Here is a 17,577-nt window from a genome sequence, read left to right on the forward strand (position 1 = left end):
GACCGTGATGGGAAGTGCACGGCCGCATCTGGAACTCCAAGCCCTCTTCATATTCGCGCGTCGAGCGGATAGCCTGGCAGTGCCCATTTGTCTTGATAGGGCATCATGACGACAAGATATCTTCGCGAAGAACGGACCCCTTGCCGATGACTCATCTGGACTCACATCCCCTCTCTCCACAAGCGGGTATCCGTCGGAGCGTTATCGCCGCCACAATCCTGGCGCTCCTGCTCACCGTCGGCCTCGCCGTCACCGCGACCAGCGCAGCCGCCGCGGCCGTCACCGAGACCGAGCCGAACAACTCCATCGCGACGGCTCAGACATTGGCCCTCGGGGACACTCTTACGGGCAAGACGCTGGGTACGCAGTGCTGCACGGTCGACAGCGACTACTACTACGTGCCGGTCAGCAAGCCAGGGCGACTCAATCTGAGCTTCACGTTCCCGGCGAACCTGTCCGGCGACGCGTACGACGTGAAGGTGTTCGATGCCGCCGAGGACACTCGGCTCTCCGTGAAGCTCATCGGACGCGACTCCTCCGGCGCCTGGGCCAGCGACTACGCGGTCTACGTCACCGGCAACGTGTACATCCAGATCCACGGCCGGGACAACTGGAACACGTGGAACAAGCCGTACCAGCTCCGCGTGACGCACACCCCTGGGACGGTGGAAAGAGAACCGAACAACTCCATCGCCAGCGCCACCAGCCTTCCTCTGGGGACCACGATTCAGGGCTCGACCCTGGGGACCCAATGCTGCACGGTCGACAGCGACTACTACTACGTGCCGGTCAGCAAGCCAGGGCGACTCAATCTGAGCTTCACGTTCCCGGCGAACCTGTCCGGCGACGCGTACGACGTGAAGGTGTTCGATGCCGCCGAGGACACCCGGCTCTCCGTGAAGCTCATCGGACGCGACTCCTCCGGCGCCTGGGCCAGCGACTACGCGGTCTACGTCACCGGCAACGTGTACATCCAGATCCACGGCCGGGACAACTGGAACACGTGGGGAAAGCCCTACACCTTGCGGGCGACGCACACGCCGGGGACGGTGGAAAGAGAACCGAACAACTCCATCGCCAGCGCAACGATGCTACCGCGCGGCACCACGATTCAGGGCTCGATCCTGGGGACCCAATGCTGCACGGTCGACACCGACTATTTCTATGTTCCCCACACCAAGTCGGCTCGCCTTGCGATCAACCTCCGTTTCCCTGCGAGACTGAGCGGGTCGGCGTACGACGTCGCCGTCTACAACTCGAAGTACCAGTTGATCCAGAGGTGGTCGCTGACCGGCAAGAACGCTTCGGGTGCCTGGGGACGCAAACTGGCGATCGCAGCACCGCGGGGCGGGACGTACATCCAGATCCACGGCCGGGATAGCTGGAACACGTGGGGAAAGCCCTACACGCTTCGAGTGGCCGATGCCATCGTCACGAAGACGCCGAAGATCGCGGGCACCAAAAAGGTGAGAAAGAAATTGACTGCCAAGCCGGGCAAGTGGAGTCCGGCGAAACTGAAGTACTCCTACCAGTGGTACCGGAACGGCAAGAAGATCAAGAAGGCGAAGAAGAAGTCGTACAAGCTGACTTCGAAGGATCGTGGGAAGAAGATCACGGTGAAGGTGACTGCCAAGAAGGCGGGATACTTCACCGTCAGCAAGAAGTCGAAGCCGGTCAAAGTACGCCGGTGAGCATGGCGCGGTCCCGATAAGCGGTTCCTGAGCCGGCTGAGGGCTCGACCAACGAGATCCCCTCATCACGTTTCCCGCTGACGATTCGGGGGCCGTGCGCACTCATCGATGCGCACGGCCCCCGAATCGTTGACATTTCCTTCGGCGGGCCGTCGCCTTCGATGCCCGTCGTCCCTGCCCTCACCCGCAACTCAAAAGCGCCCTCAAAGGCGCATTCGAGTCAGAGGAGCGGAGCGAGAAACTTGCCGGTGTGGCTCTTCTTCACCTTCGCCACCTGCTCCGGCGTTCCCTTCGCGACGACCATGCCGCCGCCGGAGCCGCCCTCGGGGCCCATGTCGATGACCCAGTCGGAGCTCTTGATCACGTCGAGGTTGTGCTCGATCACGACCACACTGTTGCCCTTGTCGACGAGCGATTGCAGCACACCGAGCAGTTTGCGGATGTCCTCGAAGTGCAGGCCGGTGGTGGGTTCGTCCAGCACGTAGATCGTGCGGCCGGTGGATCGGCGCTGGAGCTCTGCGGCAAGTTTCACGCGCTGTGCCTCACCGCCCGACAGGGTTGGGGCAGGCTGCCCGAGTCGCACGTACCCGAGCCCGACATCCACGAGCGTTTTGAGGTGCCGGGCGATGCGTGGAACGGCCGCGAAGAAGTCGGCTGCCTCCTCGATCGGCATGCTCAATACATCGGCGACGGTCTTGCCCTTGTAGTGCACCTCGAGCGTTTCGCGGTTGTACCTGGCGCCGTGGCACACCTCGCACGGCACGTACACGTCCGGTAGGAAGTTCATCTCGATCTTGATCGTGCCGTCACCCGAGCACGCATCGCAACGACCGCCCTTGACGTTGAAGGAGAAACGGCCCGGCCCGTAGCCACGGATCTTCGCCTCCGTCGTCTCGGCGAATAGTTTACGAACCGCGTCCCAAACGCCCGTATAGGTTGCCGGGTTGGATCGCGGGGTGCGGCCGATTGGCCCCTGGTCCACGTGCACGACCTTGTCGAGGTGCTCCAGACCCGTCACGCGCTTGTGCCGGCCAGCCACTCGCTTGGCGCCGTTGAGCTCGTTCGCGAGCACCGTGTAGAGGATGGAGTTCACGAGCGTCGACTTGCCCGACCCCGAAACCCCCGTGACGGAGGTCAGGACGCCGAGCGGGAACGACACATCAACATTGCGCAGGTTGTGTTCCCGCGCACCGATGACCTTGAGTTCGCGGTCCGGATCGATGGGGCGGCGGGTCGCCGGCAGCGGCAACTCCCGCCGCCCGGAGAGGTACGCCCCGGTGACCGACTCCTTGGAGGCCAGCAAACCGGCTAGGTCCCCCGAGTGAACGATCCGGCCACCGTGCTCGCCCGCGCCGGGGCCGACGTCGACGATCCAGTCGGCCGTCCGGATGGTGTCCTCATCGTGCTCCACGACGATCAGGGTGTTGCCCAGGTCGCGTAGTCGCGTCAACGTGTCGATGAGCCGGCGGTTATCGCGCTGGTGGAGTCCGATGGAGGGCTCGTCCAAAACGTAAAGGACCCCCACCAAGCCGGAGCCGATCTGCGTGGCCAGCCGAATGCGCTGGGCCTCGCCACCGGAGAGCGTGCCGGCGGCGCGCGACATCGAAAGGTAGTCGAGCCCAACGTCGAGCAGGAAGCCGAGTCGTGCCTGGATCTCCTTGAGTACCTGCCCGGCGATCACCTGCTCGCGCTGCCCGAGGGTCAGATCGTCAAGGAATGCGCTCGCATCGCCGATCGACAGGTTGCAGACATCGGCGATCGACTTCCCCGATACCCTAACCGCCAGCACCTCGGGCTTCAGCCGTGCGCCCTGGCACGCGGGGCAGGGAACCTCGCGCATGAAGGCCTCGTACTTCTCCTTTGACCACTCGGACTCGGTCTCGGTGTGACGTCGCTCCAGGAACGGCATCACGCCCTCGAATCCGGTCGAGTACTGCCGTTCACGACCCCACCGATTGCGGTAGCGGACCGTGACCTCGTGATTGCGGCCGTGCAGGATGGCTCGCTGGATGTCCTTGCCTAGGTCCTTCCAGGGGGTCTTCATGTCGAAGCCCATCTCCTTGGCCAATGCGGTCAGGAGGCGGTCGAAGTACTCGCTCGACGTCTGCGCCCAGGGCACGATCGCGCCTTCTCCGAGCGACCGTTCGTCGTCGGGTATGACCAGGTCGGGATCCACCTCGAGTCGGTTCCCGAGCCCGGTGCATTCCGGGCACGCGCCGTAGGGGGCGTTGAACGAGAACGTGCGCGGCTCGATCTCGTCGAGCGTGAGGCGGTGGTCGTTGGGGCAGGCGCGGTGCTCGGAGAATCGGCGCTCGCGCGCAGGATCCTCGGCGTCCAAGTCCACGAACTCCACGATTAGCAGGCCGTCGGCCAGCCGCAGCGCCGTCTCGACCGAGTCGGTAAGGCGGCGGCGAATGCCGTCCTTGGCCACGAGCCGGTCGATCACTACGTCGATATCGTGCTTGAGCTTCTTCTCCAGGGCAGGCGGTGAGGAGAGCTGAGACACCTGGCCGTCGACGCGCGCGCGAGAGAAGCCCTGCGTCACGAGGTCGGCGAACAGATCGGAGTACTCCCCCTTGCGCCCACGCACTACCGGCGCGAGCAACTGGAAGCGAGTACCCTCGGGTAATTCCAGGAGCCGGTCGACGATCTGCTGCGGGGACTGCGCCACGATCCGCTCGTCGCAGACCGGGCAGTGCTGCGTCCCCGCTCGTGCGAAGAGCAGCCGCAGGTAGTCGTAGACCTCCGTGATCGTCCCCACTGTCGATCGCGGGTTCCGGTTGGTCGACTTCTGATCGATCGACACCGCGGGTGACAGGCCCTCGATGAAGTCGACGTCCGGCTTGTCCATCTGGCCGAGGAACTGCCGCGCGTACGCGGACAACGACTCGACGTACCGGCGCTGCCCCTCGGCGAAGATCGTGTCGAACGCGAGGGAGGACTTCCCGGATCCCGAAAGGCCAGTGAAGACGATTAACTTGTTTCGCGGTAGGTCGAGGTTGACGTTGCGCAGGTTGTGTTCCCGCGCACCCTGGATGACGAGGCGTTCACTCACCACATCATTCTAGGACGAAAATCCCTCGATTCGCACATCTGTACGACCGCGCGTGGCGGCGCTGGTCAGGCGGCCCGGATGGAATCGAGGATGGACGAGCGCTCCGCCGCCCTGCGCGGCGTGGATAATGGCACGCATGCCTTCGTCCACCTCGACCCCGCTGCGCACGCGCGTCACCGCCGCGCTGCTCGGCCTGTGGTGCCTGGCCCTCGTCGCGATGACGTTGCGGGACGAGTCCCCCTCTCACACGATCTCGGCCGTCGCCCAGTGGGTGAGCGCGCTCGGGCTGCCGCTCACGTTCAACCAGGCGGAGGCGATCGGCAACGTCGGCATCTTCATCCCGCTCGGATTGCTGGCGCAACTACTGGTGCAACAGGGCCGACCCCGGTGGACCGCGGCCCAGCGCTGGCGCGCCGCCCTCCTGGTCACGCTCGCCGGCGGCGCGGCGTCGCTCGGAATCGAGCTGATCCAGGGCTGGCTGCTGCCCGGCCGTGTCGCGTCGCTGCAGGACGTCGCGCTCAACACGTTGGGCACGGCCATAGGCGCGGCTCTGGGCGCGACCGCCGCCGCGCTGCTCGTCCGGCGGCGCGCAGGCGGGCGCTAGCGCACCGCCTCAGCGCACCCGTCCCCCGTCGGCAAGGTCGAACAGGTGCGCCAGCACCTTTCCGCCACTGGACCGCAGCCCGGAGTGCTCGTGCTCGGACGTGACGTACCGGTGGACCCCCGGCAGCAGCGCCCCGGTCTCCAGCGAGTACTCGAGCGGCACGTAGCAGTCATTGGCGTACACGGCCGCGGCGCCGCGTGCGTCGGAGTCCGCCAGCGCGTCTGCGTCGTACAACCGCGGCCACTCGACCTGGGCGATCTTGAGGGCCACGTCCTTCCAGGGCGCAAGCGCCGGCACGGTCTCCAGCCATTCGCGGCGCACGTGTTCGCCCGTGAGCCAGGTGGGGTCGGCCTTGAAAGCCTCCGGTTCGGTACGCTCGGCGGACCAGTCGGTCACGACCCCGTCGGCGTACGAGGACTCGTGGATCACGTAGTACAGCGGGTTGCGGCCCCCAAACGGGAGCAGGTCCGCGAGGTCGTAGCGGAATGCCAAGCTGCGCGGGTCGAGTTCCAGCAGGCTGTGCAGCGCGAGCCAGCCGTCGTCGGACCCGAGGCAGTGCCCCAGGCTGCGCAGGCGCGATGGCGAGACGACCTCGCCGCTGGGCAGCACGATCTCCCCGGCCGCGGCGCGGTCCACGAGCCGCGCGACGACCCCGCGGTGCTCGGGGAAGCGCCGGTAGTACGCCTCGGACGCCGCCGCCACCTTCGCGTAGCACAGCGCGTACACGTCGTCGCAGTGGCGCCCCACGGCGGACAACCCGCCGGTGAAGTACGCGCGCTCGATCGAGTCGGGATGCACGCTCAGGTAGTGCAGCGTGGTGAATCCGCCGAAGGACTGCCCCAGCGTGTGCCAGCGGCCGATGCCGAGCAGCTCTCGCAGCGCCTCGGCGTCCCGCACAATGCCGTCCGCCCGCAGGTGCGTCAGGTACTCGGCCGCGCCGCTCGCGCCGAGCGACGCGATGAGATCGTCCCCCACCGGCGTCGACCGCCCGGTCCCGCGCTGATCGAGGAATACGACCCGATAGCGCTCCAGCGCCGTCTCCAGCCAGCTCGGCGATGCCGGGTCGAGCGACGGCCGCGGCGATTCCACCCCCGGCCCACCCTGCAGAAACAGCAGGTGCGGCAGCGACTCGCCACCGGGCCGCGTCACCACGCGGGCGAACACGTCGATCGTGCGCGGATCGCGGGCGTCCGCGGTGAGCGGGACGGTGATGGTGTGGTCGTCGAGCCGCAGCCGGCCCACGTGCGAGGTGTGGAAGGTCATACCTTCGATGCTAGTCACCCGACGCTGGTCACCGACCCGCACCCAGCCCTTTCCCAACGCGAACGATACATCGTTAAGTATCGTTAACGTCGATCGGCCGATACGCGGCCACGACGATTCTCACAGGAGGCGGTCACGATGAACACTCGATCATCTGCAGGATTCGGCGGCTCGCGCGGCTTCGGCTCGTTCAACCCGGGCGAGGACCTGTGGCAGGCCCTGGACCGCCTGCGGGCCAACGTGGAAAGCCGCACGCGCTCGCGCGGCGCCGGACGCGCGGACCGCGGCGACATCCGCTCCGTGATCCTCGTGCTGCTGGCGGAGCAGCCGCGGCACGGCTACCAGATTATCCAGGAGGTCGAGGAACGCACCGGCGGGGCATGGAAGCCCAGCGCCGGCTCGATCTACCCCACCCTGCAGCAGCTCACGGACGAGGACCTGATCAGCGTCCACGAGTCCGACGGCCGCAAGACGTACGAGTTGACCGACGCCGGGCGCATCGAGGCGGAGGCCGCGGCCAGCAAGCCTCTGCTGTGGGAGACGCCGGGCGCCAAGGAGGAATCGCACCACGGGGCGCTGCCCAAGGCAGGAATCGACCTGGCGCAGGCAGCCGCACAGGTGGCGCGCACGGGCACGAAGGAGCAGCAGGAGCAGGCCGTCGAGGTTTTGGACGATGCCCGCCGCCGCCTCTACGCGATCCTCGCTCAGGGCTGACGGGATGGCGCAGGACCTGTCGGCGCGCGACTCACGCGCCCGCTATCGCCGCATCGTCAGATTCGCTGCGCGCGTTGGCGCGCAGACCCTCTGGTACGAGTCGGTGCTGCCCCGCATCGGGCTGCGCCGCGTCGCAGATCGCACCCGCGCGCGGCGCATCCGCCGCACAGCACGCCGCTTCCACGACCTGGCGATCGAACTCGGCGGACTCTTGATCAAGGTGGGACAGTTCATGTCCTCGCGGCTCGACGTCCTCCCGCCGGAAATCGTCCACGAACTTGAGGGTTTGCAGGACGAGGTCCCCGCCGTGCCCTTTCCCGCGATCAAGGAGGCAGCGGAACTCGAACTCGGGCTGCCGCTCGAGCAGGTGTTCGAATACTTCGATCCCACTCCCGTGGCCGCCGCGTCGCTCGGGCAGGTGCATCGCGCCCGGCTAACGGCGCTCGACGCCGCCGACTTCGGCCTGCGCGAGGTGGCGGTGAAGGTCCAGCGCCCCGGCATCGATGGGATCGTGGAGGTTGACCTCGCGGCCCTGCGCGTCATCGCTCAGCGCCTGCGCCGCGTGCGGGTTGTAGCCAACCGAGTGGACCCTGTTGCCCTGGTCGAGGAGTTCGCGACGACGAGCCTGCAAGAGATCGACTACCTACACGAGGCCACCAGCGCGGAGCGCTTCCGGGAGAACAGCGCGCAGAATCCGCGGGTCGGCGTGCCGGAGATCGTGTGGGAGCGCAGCACGCGCCGGGTGCTCACGATGGAGGACGTCACCGCGATCAAGATCAGCGACGTCGACGCGCTGCGCGCGGCCGGCATCGACCCGGTCGAGGTCGCGGAGGCGCTCGCCGGCGCGATGTTCGACCAGATCTTCACCGACAGCTTTTTCCACGCCGATCCCCACCCGGGCAACATCTTTGTCACGCCGCTGCCCGCCGGCGAGCCGGTCCCCTGGCAGCTCACGTTCATCGACTTCGGCATGATGGGCGAGATCTCCGAGAGCACCCGCGATGGCCTGCGCAAGCTGCTGATCGCCGTGGCATCCCGCGACAGCAAGGGGCTCGTGTCCGCCATCGAAGAGGTGGGAATGCTCCTGCCCTCGGCGGGCACGGCGGAGCTGGAGCGCGCGATGACCGAATTGTTCAAGCGCTTCAGCGGGATGGGACTGGCCGAGTTGCGCAAGGTCGACCCGCGCGAGTTCCAGGACTTCGCGGACGAGTTCGGCGACGTGGTTAGAAACCTGCCATTCCAGTTGCCCGAGCACTTCCTGCTGCTGATCCGCGCCGTGTCCGTCACCTCCGGCGTGTGCAGCGGGCTCGACCCGAAGTTCAACGTGTGGGACGTCGTCGAGCCGTACGTCACGCAGCTGGTGCGAGACGAGGCCGGTAACCTGCTCACGAGTTTCGCCAGCCAGGCTGGGCAGGTCGCAAAGACGGTGTGGGGCTTGCCCCAGCGCGTCGATCGCCTGATCACACAAATAGAGGACGGCCGGGTCAGCTTCGACGTCTCACACCTCGATCGCCGCCTCGCACGGCTCGAGCGCCTGGGACGCAGGGTGCTCGCCGCCGTCGTCTTCGCCGGCCTGCTAATCGCCGGCGCTCTGCTACGTCCCGACAGCGCCGCTCTCGGCACCGTGCTCATGGACACCTCCGCGCTCCCGCTGGTGTACGCGCTTCCGCCGCGCCGCGGACCGCGGCACCATCACCGCCGATAGTCGTTCATCCTTCGATCGCCGCATCGGAACTTCCCAGTGGTGCGATCCCCGGCGCATAACCCGCTTATGCCACCTAAGGTTGTTCTGGCAGCAGGGCAGCCGAGTGGCGCTGGACGTGATTGGCAACGCGCGCCACGGAGGCGGCGATCGCTGGATTGTCGGCGCACTCGCAGACACTCAGTTCCGAGCTCGGCGGCGTGCGTAGCCCACATGCCGCGCGCGCCGTGACGCCGGATATGCTCGCAGACGCCGACCTGATTCTCGTCTCGACTCGCGAACACCGCCAAGAGGTCGCGCGCACTCTGCCACGCGCCGCACGCAAGATCTTCACCATCCGAGAGTTCGCCGCGCTGGCAGCCGACGTGCCGACCGGGACGCTGCCGAGCGAGGTCGCCACCGTGGCAGACCTGCGCGCGGCGATGAGCGCGATCGCCGCGCGGCGCGGCCTAGCTCCGCGACGCGACCCCGCAGATGACGACATCATCGATCCCTATCGCCAAACCATGTCCGTCTACCGGAGAATGGCGGCCCAACTCGTTCCGCCGCTTGCCGTCGGCGCCTCGGCACTGTTCGGGTATCCCATCGACGTCGTGCTCAACTACGGACCGTGGCGTCTCGCCACGCTCGATGTCGGCCCCATGCACAACAACGCCTACGTGATCACCGACAACGCGTCCGGCGAGCAACTGCTCATCGACGCCGCCGCTGAACCGGAACGCATCCTGCGGTCCTTCACCCCAGAACGCGGCAAGCAGATCGTGACCACGCACAACCATCGGGATCACTGGGCTGGCGCACTCGCCGCAGTCGTTCACGCCACGGGTGCACGCACGCTCGCGGGCGCGCACGATGCGGACGGAATCGCGGTGCCTACGGATCGCAGGCTCGAGGACGGGGACACCGTCAGCGTGGGAGGACTCGTCCTCAATGTGATCGCCCTACGCGGGCACACGCCCGGCTCGATCGCACTGGCGATCGAGGACGCAGAGGGCCGGACGCACCTGTTCACTGGTGACTCGCTCTTCCCCGGAGGGGTGGGAAAGACCGCCGGGAGGGATGAATTCGCCTCCCTGTACCGAGACGTCGTGCGGCGGGTGTTCGATCGGTATGACGACGCCACCGTTGTTCATCCCGGACACGGGGCACCGACCACACTCGGACGCGAACGCCCGCACCTGCCCCAGTGGAAGGCGCGCGGCTGGTAGGTTGTGGCTCCCCGCCAAAAGCGCAGACTAGCGAACCTGGTTAAATGGCAGTCATGGAAATATACGCGGTGACCTACGCCTACGACACGAACGAGGAACTTCGAGCGGAAGTCAGGCCCCGCCATCGCGCGTTTCTCACCGGTCTCCACGCGGCCGGAGTGCTGCTCGCCTCCGGTCCCGTCGACTCCGAAGGAGCAGCCGGGGCACTGATCATCGTGCGGGCGGCGTCCGCCGCCGGGGCGCTGGCGTTGCTGGACGCGGACCCGTTCCTTGAGGCTGGGACCGTCGCCGAGCGCCAGGCGGTGCGCTGGACACCCGTCATCGGCCCTTGGGCGGACTAACTCGCCGAATAGAGGTCACCGGTTATCAAGGCGGGCCTCGTCCACCCTCGCCTTGACCACGGACGCGAGCGCCGTCACCGCCAGGACGCCGAGAATGACCGCGAGCGATAGCTCGGTCGAGAACTCCGGAACCCACGCGACCCCGTGCCCGCCATTGATGAAACGCAGTGTATTGGTGCCTAGCGCCTCAAAGATCAGCTTCACGCCGATGAACCCCAGGATCGCGGCCAGCCCGAACGGCAGGTAGACCAGGCGATCGAGCAGGCCGCCCAGCAGGAAGTAGAGCTGGCGTAGTCCCATGAGCGCGAAGATGGTGGCGGAGAACACGATGAATGGGTCAGTCGTCAAGCCGAAGATCGCGGGGATGGAATCGAGGGCGAAGAGCAGGTCGGTCGTACCGATGGCGACGAAGACGAGGATCATCGGAGTGAAGAAGCGCTTCCCATCGACCGTGGTCCGGACACGTGGACCGTCGTAGTGGTCGTGGACCCGTCCCGCGCGACGGATGAGCGCGATGAGTTTCGACTCCTGGTACTCCTCCTCGGCGTTACGGTCGATCACCACCTTGACCGCGGTGTAGATAAGGAAGATCCCGAATAGGTAGAAAACCCAGCCGAATCGCTCCAGCACCGCGCTGCCAGCGAGAATGAACCCACCGCGCAGCACCAACGAGATGATGATCCCCACCATCAGGACGAGCTGCTGCTCCTTCTTGGGCACCGCGAACTTCGACATGATGATCAGGAAGACGAACAGGTTGTCCACGGAGAGGGAATACTCGGTCACCCAACCCGCGAGGAACTGGCCCGCGGTGGTTCGGTCGGCGAGGAGATACAGCGCGCCCGCGAACACGAGCGCAAGTGAGACGTAGAAGGCCACCCAGGCGATGCACTCGGCGGCCGACGGTATGTGCGGTCGTTTGCGCACCAAGGCGAGGTCTGTGAGCAGGATCGCCACCATCACGATGAGCGAGCCGACGATGAACCACTGCGGAATCAATCGGGCCCTTACTTCTGATCGTCGCCGGACTGCGATCGATGCGCCGTAGCATCGGCCTCGTAATCCCCAAGCGACCGCTTCGCCGCCATTTCCTGGTGCGCGATACCCGCCGATTTGGCCGCCATTCTTCCCTCAGCGGGGCGGCGCCCGATCGTGAGGCTCAACACCGTGGTGAGGACGAGTACTCCCACGATGACGCCTAGTGAAACGGCCGTGCTCACCTCAGGAATGGCGGTGATGTGCTCCCCGCCGTTGATGAACGGAACCTCGTTGGTGTGCATGGCGTGGATGACGAGTTTCGCGCCGATGAACGCGAGAATGGCACCCAACCCGTAGGACAGGTACACCAGTTTGTCCAGGAGCCCGTCGAGCAGGAAGAAGAGCTGGCGCAGGCCGAGCAGGGCGAACGCGTTCGCGGTGAAGACCAGGAACGTCTCCTGTGTCAGGCCAAAGATGGCCGGGATGGAATCGACCGCGAAGAGGAGGTCGGCGGAGCCGATGGCGAGTATCACGATGAACATCGGGGTCGCAACGAACTTGCCGTGTTGACGGGCGAACATCCGATCGCCGATGTAGCCGTCCGAGGTCGGCAGGATGCGCCGCATGAGCCGTAGGAAGCCGTTCTCCTTGAACCCCTCCTCCGGGTCGTGCCCCGATCCGCGGATCTGGGTCCACGCGGTGTAGAGCAGGAAGGCGCCGAACAGGTAGAAGATCGCCGAGAAGTGAGCGATGACAGTCGCACCGACGACGATGAACACGGTGCGCAGGATCAGCGCGATCACGATGCCGAACAGCAGCACTTTCTGCTGGTACTCGCGGGGAACGCGGAAACTCGACATGATCAGCACGAATACGAACAGGTTGTCCACCGAGAGGCTCTTCTCGGTTATGAATCCGGCGTAGTACTCGCCCGCGAACGTCGAGCCCCACGCGACCCAGACGATCAGGCCGAAGGCGAGCGCAATGGCGACGTAGATCGCCGACCACAACGCGGCCTCTTTGAGTTTTGGAGCGTGGGGCGTGCGCACGTGGCCCACGAAGTCGACGGCGAGCATGGCGATGATGACGGCGATGGTGAGGGCCCACGCCCAGACAGGTACGACCACTTTCGAGGATTCCTTCACTTCTGGGGACGCCAAACGGAGTCAGCAGGACTTGAATCGAATCTCGAAGGTCTCTTCCACCGGGATGCCGGCCGATTCCCCGGAGCCGTTACGGCTCGTGATGACGAGGCAATCGCGAGAGGAATACTCCCCTTCTCAACGGGATAGAGGCTATCACGCCTCGCGCGTTTTGCGTCGCCGATGGCCTATTTGGTCGCCTCGCGCATCTGCCGCAGCTCGCGTTTCAGGTCGGCGACCTCGTCCCGCAGGCGCGCGGCAAGCTCGAATTGGAGCTCGGCGGCGGCGGCGTGCATCTGGTCGTTCATGTCCGCTATCAGTTGGACGAGTTCTCCCTCGCCGCTGGGGACGGCTCGGCGGACAGAGGTGCCGAGTTTGACTCCGGTGTCCGAGTCGAAGTCGGTCGCGGCCGAGCGTCCCTGCTTCTTGCCCGCGCCGCGGTACCCGGTCGCAAGCAGTTCCTGGGTGTCGACGTCCTCGCGCGCGAGCATGTCCGTCACGTCGGCGATCTTCTTGCGCAGCGGTTGCGGATCGATTCCGTGTTCGAGGTTGTATGCGATCTGCTTCTCGCGGCGCCGCTCGGTCTCGTCAATGGCCAGTCTCATCGCCTCGGTGACCTTGTCCGCGTACATGTGGACCTCACCAGAGACGTTTCGCGCGGCGCGGCCGATCGTCTGGATGAGCGATCGCCCGGAGCGGAGGAAGCCTTCCTTGTCGGCGTCGAGGATCGCCACGAGAGATACCTCGGGCAGGTCGAGCCCCTCGCGGAGCAGGTTGATGCCGATCAGGACGTCGAACCGTCCGAGGCGGAGCTCTCGGAGCAATTCGACGCGGCGCAGCGTGTCGACGTCGGAGTGCAAGTATTCGACGCGGATGCCGCGCTCGAGGAAGTAGTCGGTGAGGTCCTCCGCCATCTTCTTGGTCAGCGTGGTCACAAGCACCCGCTCGTCTCGTTCCACGCGGGTCTTGATCTCACCCAGCAGATCGTCGATCTGGCCGGTGGTTGGCTTGACCACGATCTTGGGGTCGATCAGGCCTGTCGGCCGGATGATCTGCTCCACGACGCCATCGGACTGGGAGCGCTCGTAGTCGCCGGGGGTCGCCGAGAGGTAGACGGTCTGGCCGATGCGCTCCTGGAACTCGGTCCAGCGAAGCGGCCGGTTGTCCATCGCGCTCGGCAGCCGGAAGCCGAAGTCGACCAGGTTGCGCTTGCGCGACATGTCGCCCTCGTACATGGCACCGATCTGCGGGACGGTGACGTGCGACTCGTCTATGACGAGAAGGAAGTCGTCCGGGAAGTAGTCGAGCAGCGTATGCGGGGGCGAACCGGGCTCTCGGCCGTCGATATGCAGCGAATAGTTCTCGATGCCCGAGCACGTGCCGATCTCGCGCATCATCTCCAGATCGTACGTGGTCCGCATGCGCAGTCGCTGCGCCTCGAGCAGCTTGTTCTGGCGTTCGAGCTCGGCCAAGCGGTGCTGCAGTTCCTCCTCGATGCTCGACATCGCGCGCTGCATGCGCTCGGGACCCGCCACGTAGTGCGAGGCCGGGAACACGTAGACAGCGGCCTCGTCCCGGACAACGTCGCCGGTAAGCGGGTGCAGCGTCGAGATCGTCTCGATCTCGTCGCCGAAGAACTCGATGCGGATCGCCAGCTCTTCATAGACGGGGATGATCTCGACGGTGTCCCCGCGCACGCGGAACGTGCCCCGGACGAACGAGGCGTCATTGCGGGTGTACTGCATCGTGACGAACCGCCGCAGCAGTTCGTCGCGGTCGAGCGTGTCACCCACGGCGAGGCGGACCATCCGGTCCACATACTCTTGCGGGGTGCCCAGTCCGTAGATGCAGGAGACCGAGGCCACCACGACCACGTCGCGCCGGGTGAGGAGGTTGGAGGTGGCCGAGTGCCGAAGCCGCTCCACCTCGTCGTTGATGGACGAGTCCTTCTCGATGTACGTGTCCGTCTGCGCGATGTAGGCCTCGGGCTGGTAGTAGTCGTAGTACGACACGAAGTATTCGACAGCGTTGTTGGGAAGCAATTCGCGGAACTCCGTCGCCAACTGCGCTGCGAGAGTCTTGTTCGGTGCCATCACAAGCGTGGGGCGTTGCACCTGCTCGATCAGCCACGCGGTAGTGGCCGACTTTCCAGTGCCGGTGGCGCCGAGCAGGACGATGTCCTTCTCCCCCGCCTGCAGGCGCTCCGTCAGTTCAGCGATGGCCGTCGGCTGGTCCCCCGAGGGTTGAAACTCCGAGACGACCTCGAACGGGGCCAGGGATTGCCGGAGGTCGTCGCGCGCTGCCATAGGCACCATTCTAGATCCAATCGGACAAGTGTACGAGTCGCCGGGCAACCGGCGACAACCCGTGGCGGAGCGCTCGCCGCTTTACGCCTCGTGGCGCTTCTGAAGTTTCTCCCATAGGGCATCGACCTGCGCGCGCAGGTTATCGGGCTGTCCCGTCCCGTCCAGGACCTCGTCCGCATCGGCCAGTCGGACGGCATCGTCGACCTGCGAGGCAACGCGCTTGCGCGCCTCGGGCAGGGACATGCCGCGGTTCTCCACCAGGCGCGTGATGCGCTGGTCCGCAGGCGCGTGGACGACGACCAGGACGTCGAAGTCACCGGCTTGACCGGTCTCGATCAGTAGCGGGATGTCGTGCACGATCACTCCAGCATTCCCGTCCCCGGCTGCAGCCTGCTCATACGCGGCTGCAAGATCGTGAACCCGCGGGTGAACGATTGCGTTCAAGTCAGTGAGGGCGGCCTCGTCCCCGAAGACGATCGAAGCGAGCGCGGCCCGATCGAGTGTGCCGTCCGCCGCCAGCACGCCGGGGCCGAAGCGCTGGACGATAGCCGACAGGCCAGCGGAGCCCGGCGCCACCGATTCGCGGGCCAGCCTGTCGTGGTCGATCACGTACGCCCCGAGTTCCCGGAGCCTCGCAGCCGCGATCGATTTCCCGGCCGCGATGCCTCCCGTCAGTCCCACGCGGATCATGACAGCCTCCTGATCGCCGTTGATGCCTTGTGCTGCGCCCTGGCGGATAATCACCAGCTCGGTGCAACTACCTTACCGGCTCCCCGCACGTCCGGCCCTGGCGGCAAGGTGCCTGGTTGCGCGGCCCGGCACACACTCGGCACCCGTTAGGGCCGCCCGACACCCGCTATACCCGGTGCGCAGCAGCCCTAACCGGTGTCTGCCGACCGGATCGACGACGCGTACAGGGGAACTCGTCCACGGAAAAGGGCGGGGCGCCCACCCGAAGGTGAACGCCCCGCCCGAGGAACTAACTGAGGATCAGTTGCTCGTCAGCTTCTCGCGAAGCGCAGCGAGCGCCTCGTCCGAGGCCAGCGTGCCCTCGCCAGCATCCTGGCTGATCGAGCTGTAGTTCGCGGCTGCCGGAGCGGCGGACTCGGAGTCGTCCGAAGCCGGCTCGGAAGCGGCGGCCTGGTCCGCGGTGATCGCGGCAGCAACCTGCTCCTTGTGCGCAACCCAGCGCTCGTGGGCCTTGGCGTACTCCGCCTCCCAGGACTCGCGCTGCGTCTCGAAGCCTTCGAGCCACTCGTTCGTCTCGGGGTCGAAGCCCTCCGGGTACTTGTAGTTGCCCTCTTCGTCGTACTCGGCGGCCATGCCGTACAGCGCCGGGTCGAAGTCCTCCGAGGTCGGGTCGACGCCCTCGTTGGCCTGCTTCAGCGATAGCGAGATGCGACGCCGGTCGAGCTCAATGTCGATGATCTTGACGAACACCTCGGAGCCGACGGTGACAACCTGCTCGGGCAGGTCGACGTGACGCTGCGCGAGCTCGGAGATGTGCACCAGACCCTCGATGCCGTCCTCGACGCGCACGAACGCACCGAACGGAACGAGCTTCGTGACCTTTCCGGGCACAACCTGGCCGATCGCGTGAGTGCGAGCGAAGGTCTGCCACGGGTCTTCCTGCGTCGCCTTGAGCGACAGCGAGACGCGCTCGCGGTCGAAGTCGACGTCGAGGACCTCGACGGTGACTTCCTGACCGACCTCGACGACCTCGTTCGGGTGGTCGATGTGCTTCCAGGAGAGCTCGGACACGTGAACCAGACCATCGACGCCGCCGAGGTCCACGAACGCGCCGAAGTTGACGATCGAGGAGACGACACCGGGGCGAACCTGGCCCTTCTGCAGGGTCTGCAGGAAGGTGGAGCGAACCTCGGACTGCGTCTGCTCGAGCCAGGCACGGCGCGACAGCACAACGTTGTTGCGGTTCTTGTCGAGCTCGATGATCTTGGCGTCGATCTGCTTGCCGACGTAGGGCTGCAGGTCGCGCACGCGGCGCATCTCGACGAGCGATGCGGGCAGGAAGCCGCGCAGGCCGATGTCGAGGATAAGACCACCCTTGACGACCTCGATGACGGTACCGGTGACGATGCCGTCCTCTTCCTTGACCTTCTCGATGGTGCCCCAGGCACGCTCGTACTGAGCGCGCTTCTTCGAGAGGATCAGGCGGCCTTCTTTGTCTTCCTTCTGCAGGACGAGGGCCTCGACCTTGTCGCCAACCTGGACGATCTCGGACGGGTCGATGTCGTGCTTGATGGAAAGCTCGCGCGAGGGGATGACGCCCTCGGTCTTGTAGCCGATGTCAAGAAGAACCTCGTCGCGGTCAACCTTGACGATGGTGCCTTCGACGATGTCGCCATCGTTGAAGTACTTGATGGTGGCGTCGACAGCGGCGAGGAAGTCGTCCTCAGTGCCGATGTCGTTGACGGCCACTGTGGGGACGGACTTCGTAGGGGTCGAGGTGGTCATATAAGTCAGATGCTCCGATGCGGACAGGAATAGTGCGAGTATGGGCATGGCGGCCAGGCAAGCCGCGATGTCACGCAAAACCCTATTGAGCTCTACCT

General features: G+C 65.8%; 13 protein-coding genes. 6 read left to right on the forward strand and 7 right to left on the reverse strand.

Annotated features, from left to right (window positions below):
• The first annotated feature begins 146 nt into the window (after positions 1–146).
• On the forward strand, positions 147–1,691 hold the full coding sequence (locus FB461_RS04950) for a hypothetical protein (protein WP_142119511.1): 1,545 nt from the start codon (positions 147–149) through the stop codon (positions 1,689–1,691).
• 220 nt (positions 1,692–1,911) lie between these two features.
• Here the strand turns inward: FB461_RS04950 and uvrA are convergent, their stop codons facing one another.
• Positions 1,912–4,746, reverse strand: a complete 2,835-nt coding sequence (gene uvrA, locus FB461_RS04955; RefSeq protein WP_142119513.1) for an excinuclease ABC subunit UvrA — start codon at positions 4,744–4,746, stop codon at positions 1,912–1,914.
• 136 nt (positions 4,747–4,882) lie between these two features.
• Here uvrA and FB461_RS04960 point away from each other — a divergent pair, with 136 nt between their 5' ends.
• Positions 4,883–5,350: a VanZ family protein gene (locus FB461_RS04960; protein ID WP_211349836.1), complete on the forward strand. Its 468-nt coding sequence runs from the start codon at positions 4,883–4,885 to the stop codon at positions 5,348–5,350.
• 9 nt (positions 5,351–5,359) lie between these two features.
• On the opposite strand, the gene FB461_RS04965 is transcribed toward FB461_RS04960, so the two are convergent.
• The gene (locus FB461_RS04965) at positions 5,360–6,613 is read right to left on the reverse strand and encodes an alpha/beta fold hydrolase (protein ID WP_142119517.1); all 1,254 of its coding nucleotides are present in this window, start codon (positions 6,611–6,613) and stop codon (positions 5,360–5,362) included.
• 138 nt (positions 6,614–6,751) lie between these two features.
• Between FB461_RS04965 and FB461_RS04970 the strand changes: the two genes are divergently transcribed.
• The 4 genes from FB461_RS04970 to FB461_RS04985 all read left to right on the forward strand — a co-directional run bounded on the left by FB461_RS04970 (position 6,752) and on the right by FB461_RS04985 (position 10,578).
• Positions 6,752–7,327 (forward strand): PadR family transcriptional regulator, encoded by a 576-nt coding sequence (locus FB461_RS04970; RefSeq protein ID WP_142119519.1) that lies wholly within the window; start codon positions 6,752–6,754, stop codon positions 7,325–7,327.
• A gap of 4 nt (positions 7,328–7,331) precedes the next feature.
• The gene (locus FB461_RS04975; protein ID WP_142120778.1) at positions 7,332–9,032 is read left to right on the forward strand and encodes an ABC1 kinase family protein; all 1,701 of its coding nucleotides are present in this window, start codon (positions 7,332–7,334) and stop codon (positions 9,030–9,032) included.
• A gap of 119 nt (positions 9,033–9,151) precedes the next feature.
• Positions 9,152–10,237: an MBL fold metallo-hydrolase gene (locus FB461_RS12275; RefSeq protein ID WP_246046020.1), complete on the forward strand. Its 1,086-nt coding sequence runs from the start codon at positions 9,152–9,154 to the stop codon at positions 10,235–10,237.
• Between the two features lie 44 nt (positions 10,238–10,281).
• Complete coding sequence (locus FB461_RS04985; RefSeq protein WP_246046021.1) at positions 10,282–10,578, forward strand: YciI family protein; 297 nt, start codon at positions 10,282–10,284, stop codon at positions 10,576–10,578.
• A gap of 15 nt (positions 10,579–10,593) precedes the next feature.
• On the opposite strand, the gene FB461_RS04990 is transcribed toward FB461_RS04985, so the two are convergent.
• From FB461_RS04990 to rpsA, 5 genes are all read right to left on the reverse strand, one after another.
• A complete protein-coding gene (locus FB461_RS04990) occupies positions 10,594–11,577 on the reverse strand; it encodes a TerC family protein (RefSeq protein ID WP_281282060.1) in 984 nt (327 codons plus the stop codon).
• 8 nt (positions 11,578–11,585) lie between these two features.
• Complete coding sequence (locus FB461_RS04995; RefSeq protein WP_142119521.1) at positions 11,586–12,683, reverse strand: TerC family protein; 1,098 nt, start codon at positions 12,681–12,683, stop codon at positions 11,586–11,588.
• Positions 12,684–12,886: 203 nt separating this feature from the next.
• Positions 12,887–15,004 (reverse strand): excinuclease ABC subunit UvrB, encoded by a 2,118-nt coding sequence (gene uvrB / locus FB461_RS05000; RefSeq protein WP_142119523.1) that lies wholly within the window; start codon positions 15,002–15,004, stop codon positions 12,887–12,889.
• Positions 15,005–15,085: 81 nt separating this feature from the next.
• Complete coding sequence (gene coaE / locus FB461_RS05005; RefSeq protein ID WP_142120784.1) at positions 15,086–15,694, reverse strand: dephospho-CoA kinase; 609 nt, start codon at positions 15,692–15,694, stop codon at positions 15,086–15,088.
• Between the two features lie 300 nt (positions 15,695–15,994).
• On the reverse strand, positions 15,995–17,479 hold the full coding sequence (gene rpsA / locus FB461_RS05010; RefSeq protein ID WP_142120786.1) for a 30S ribosomal protein S1: 1,485 nt from the start codon (positions 17,477–17,479) through the stop codon (positions 15,995–15,997).
• Between the last annotated feature and the right edge of the window lie 98 nt (positions 17,480–17,577).

The sequence above is a fragment of the Rarobacter faecitabidus genome (genome assembly GCF_006716265.1).
GTDB classification, from domain to species: domain Bacteria; phylum Actinomycetota; class Actinomycetes; order Actinomycetales; family Cellulomonadaceae; genus Rarobacter; species Rarobacter faecitabidus.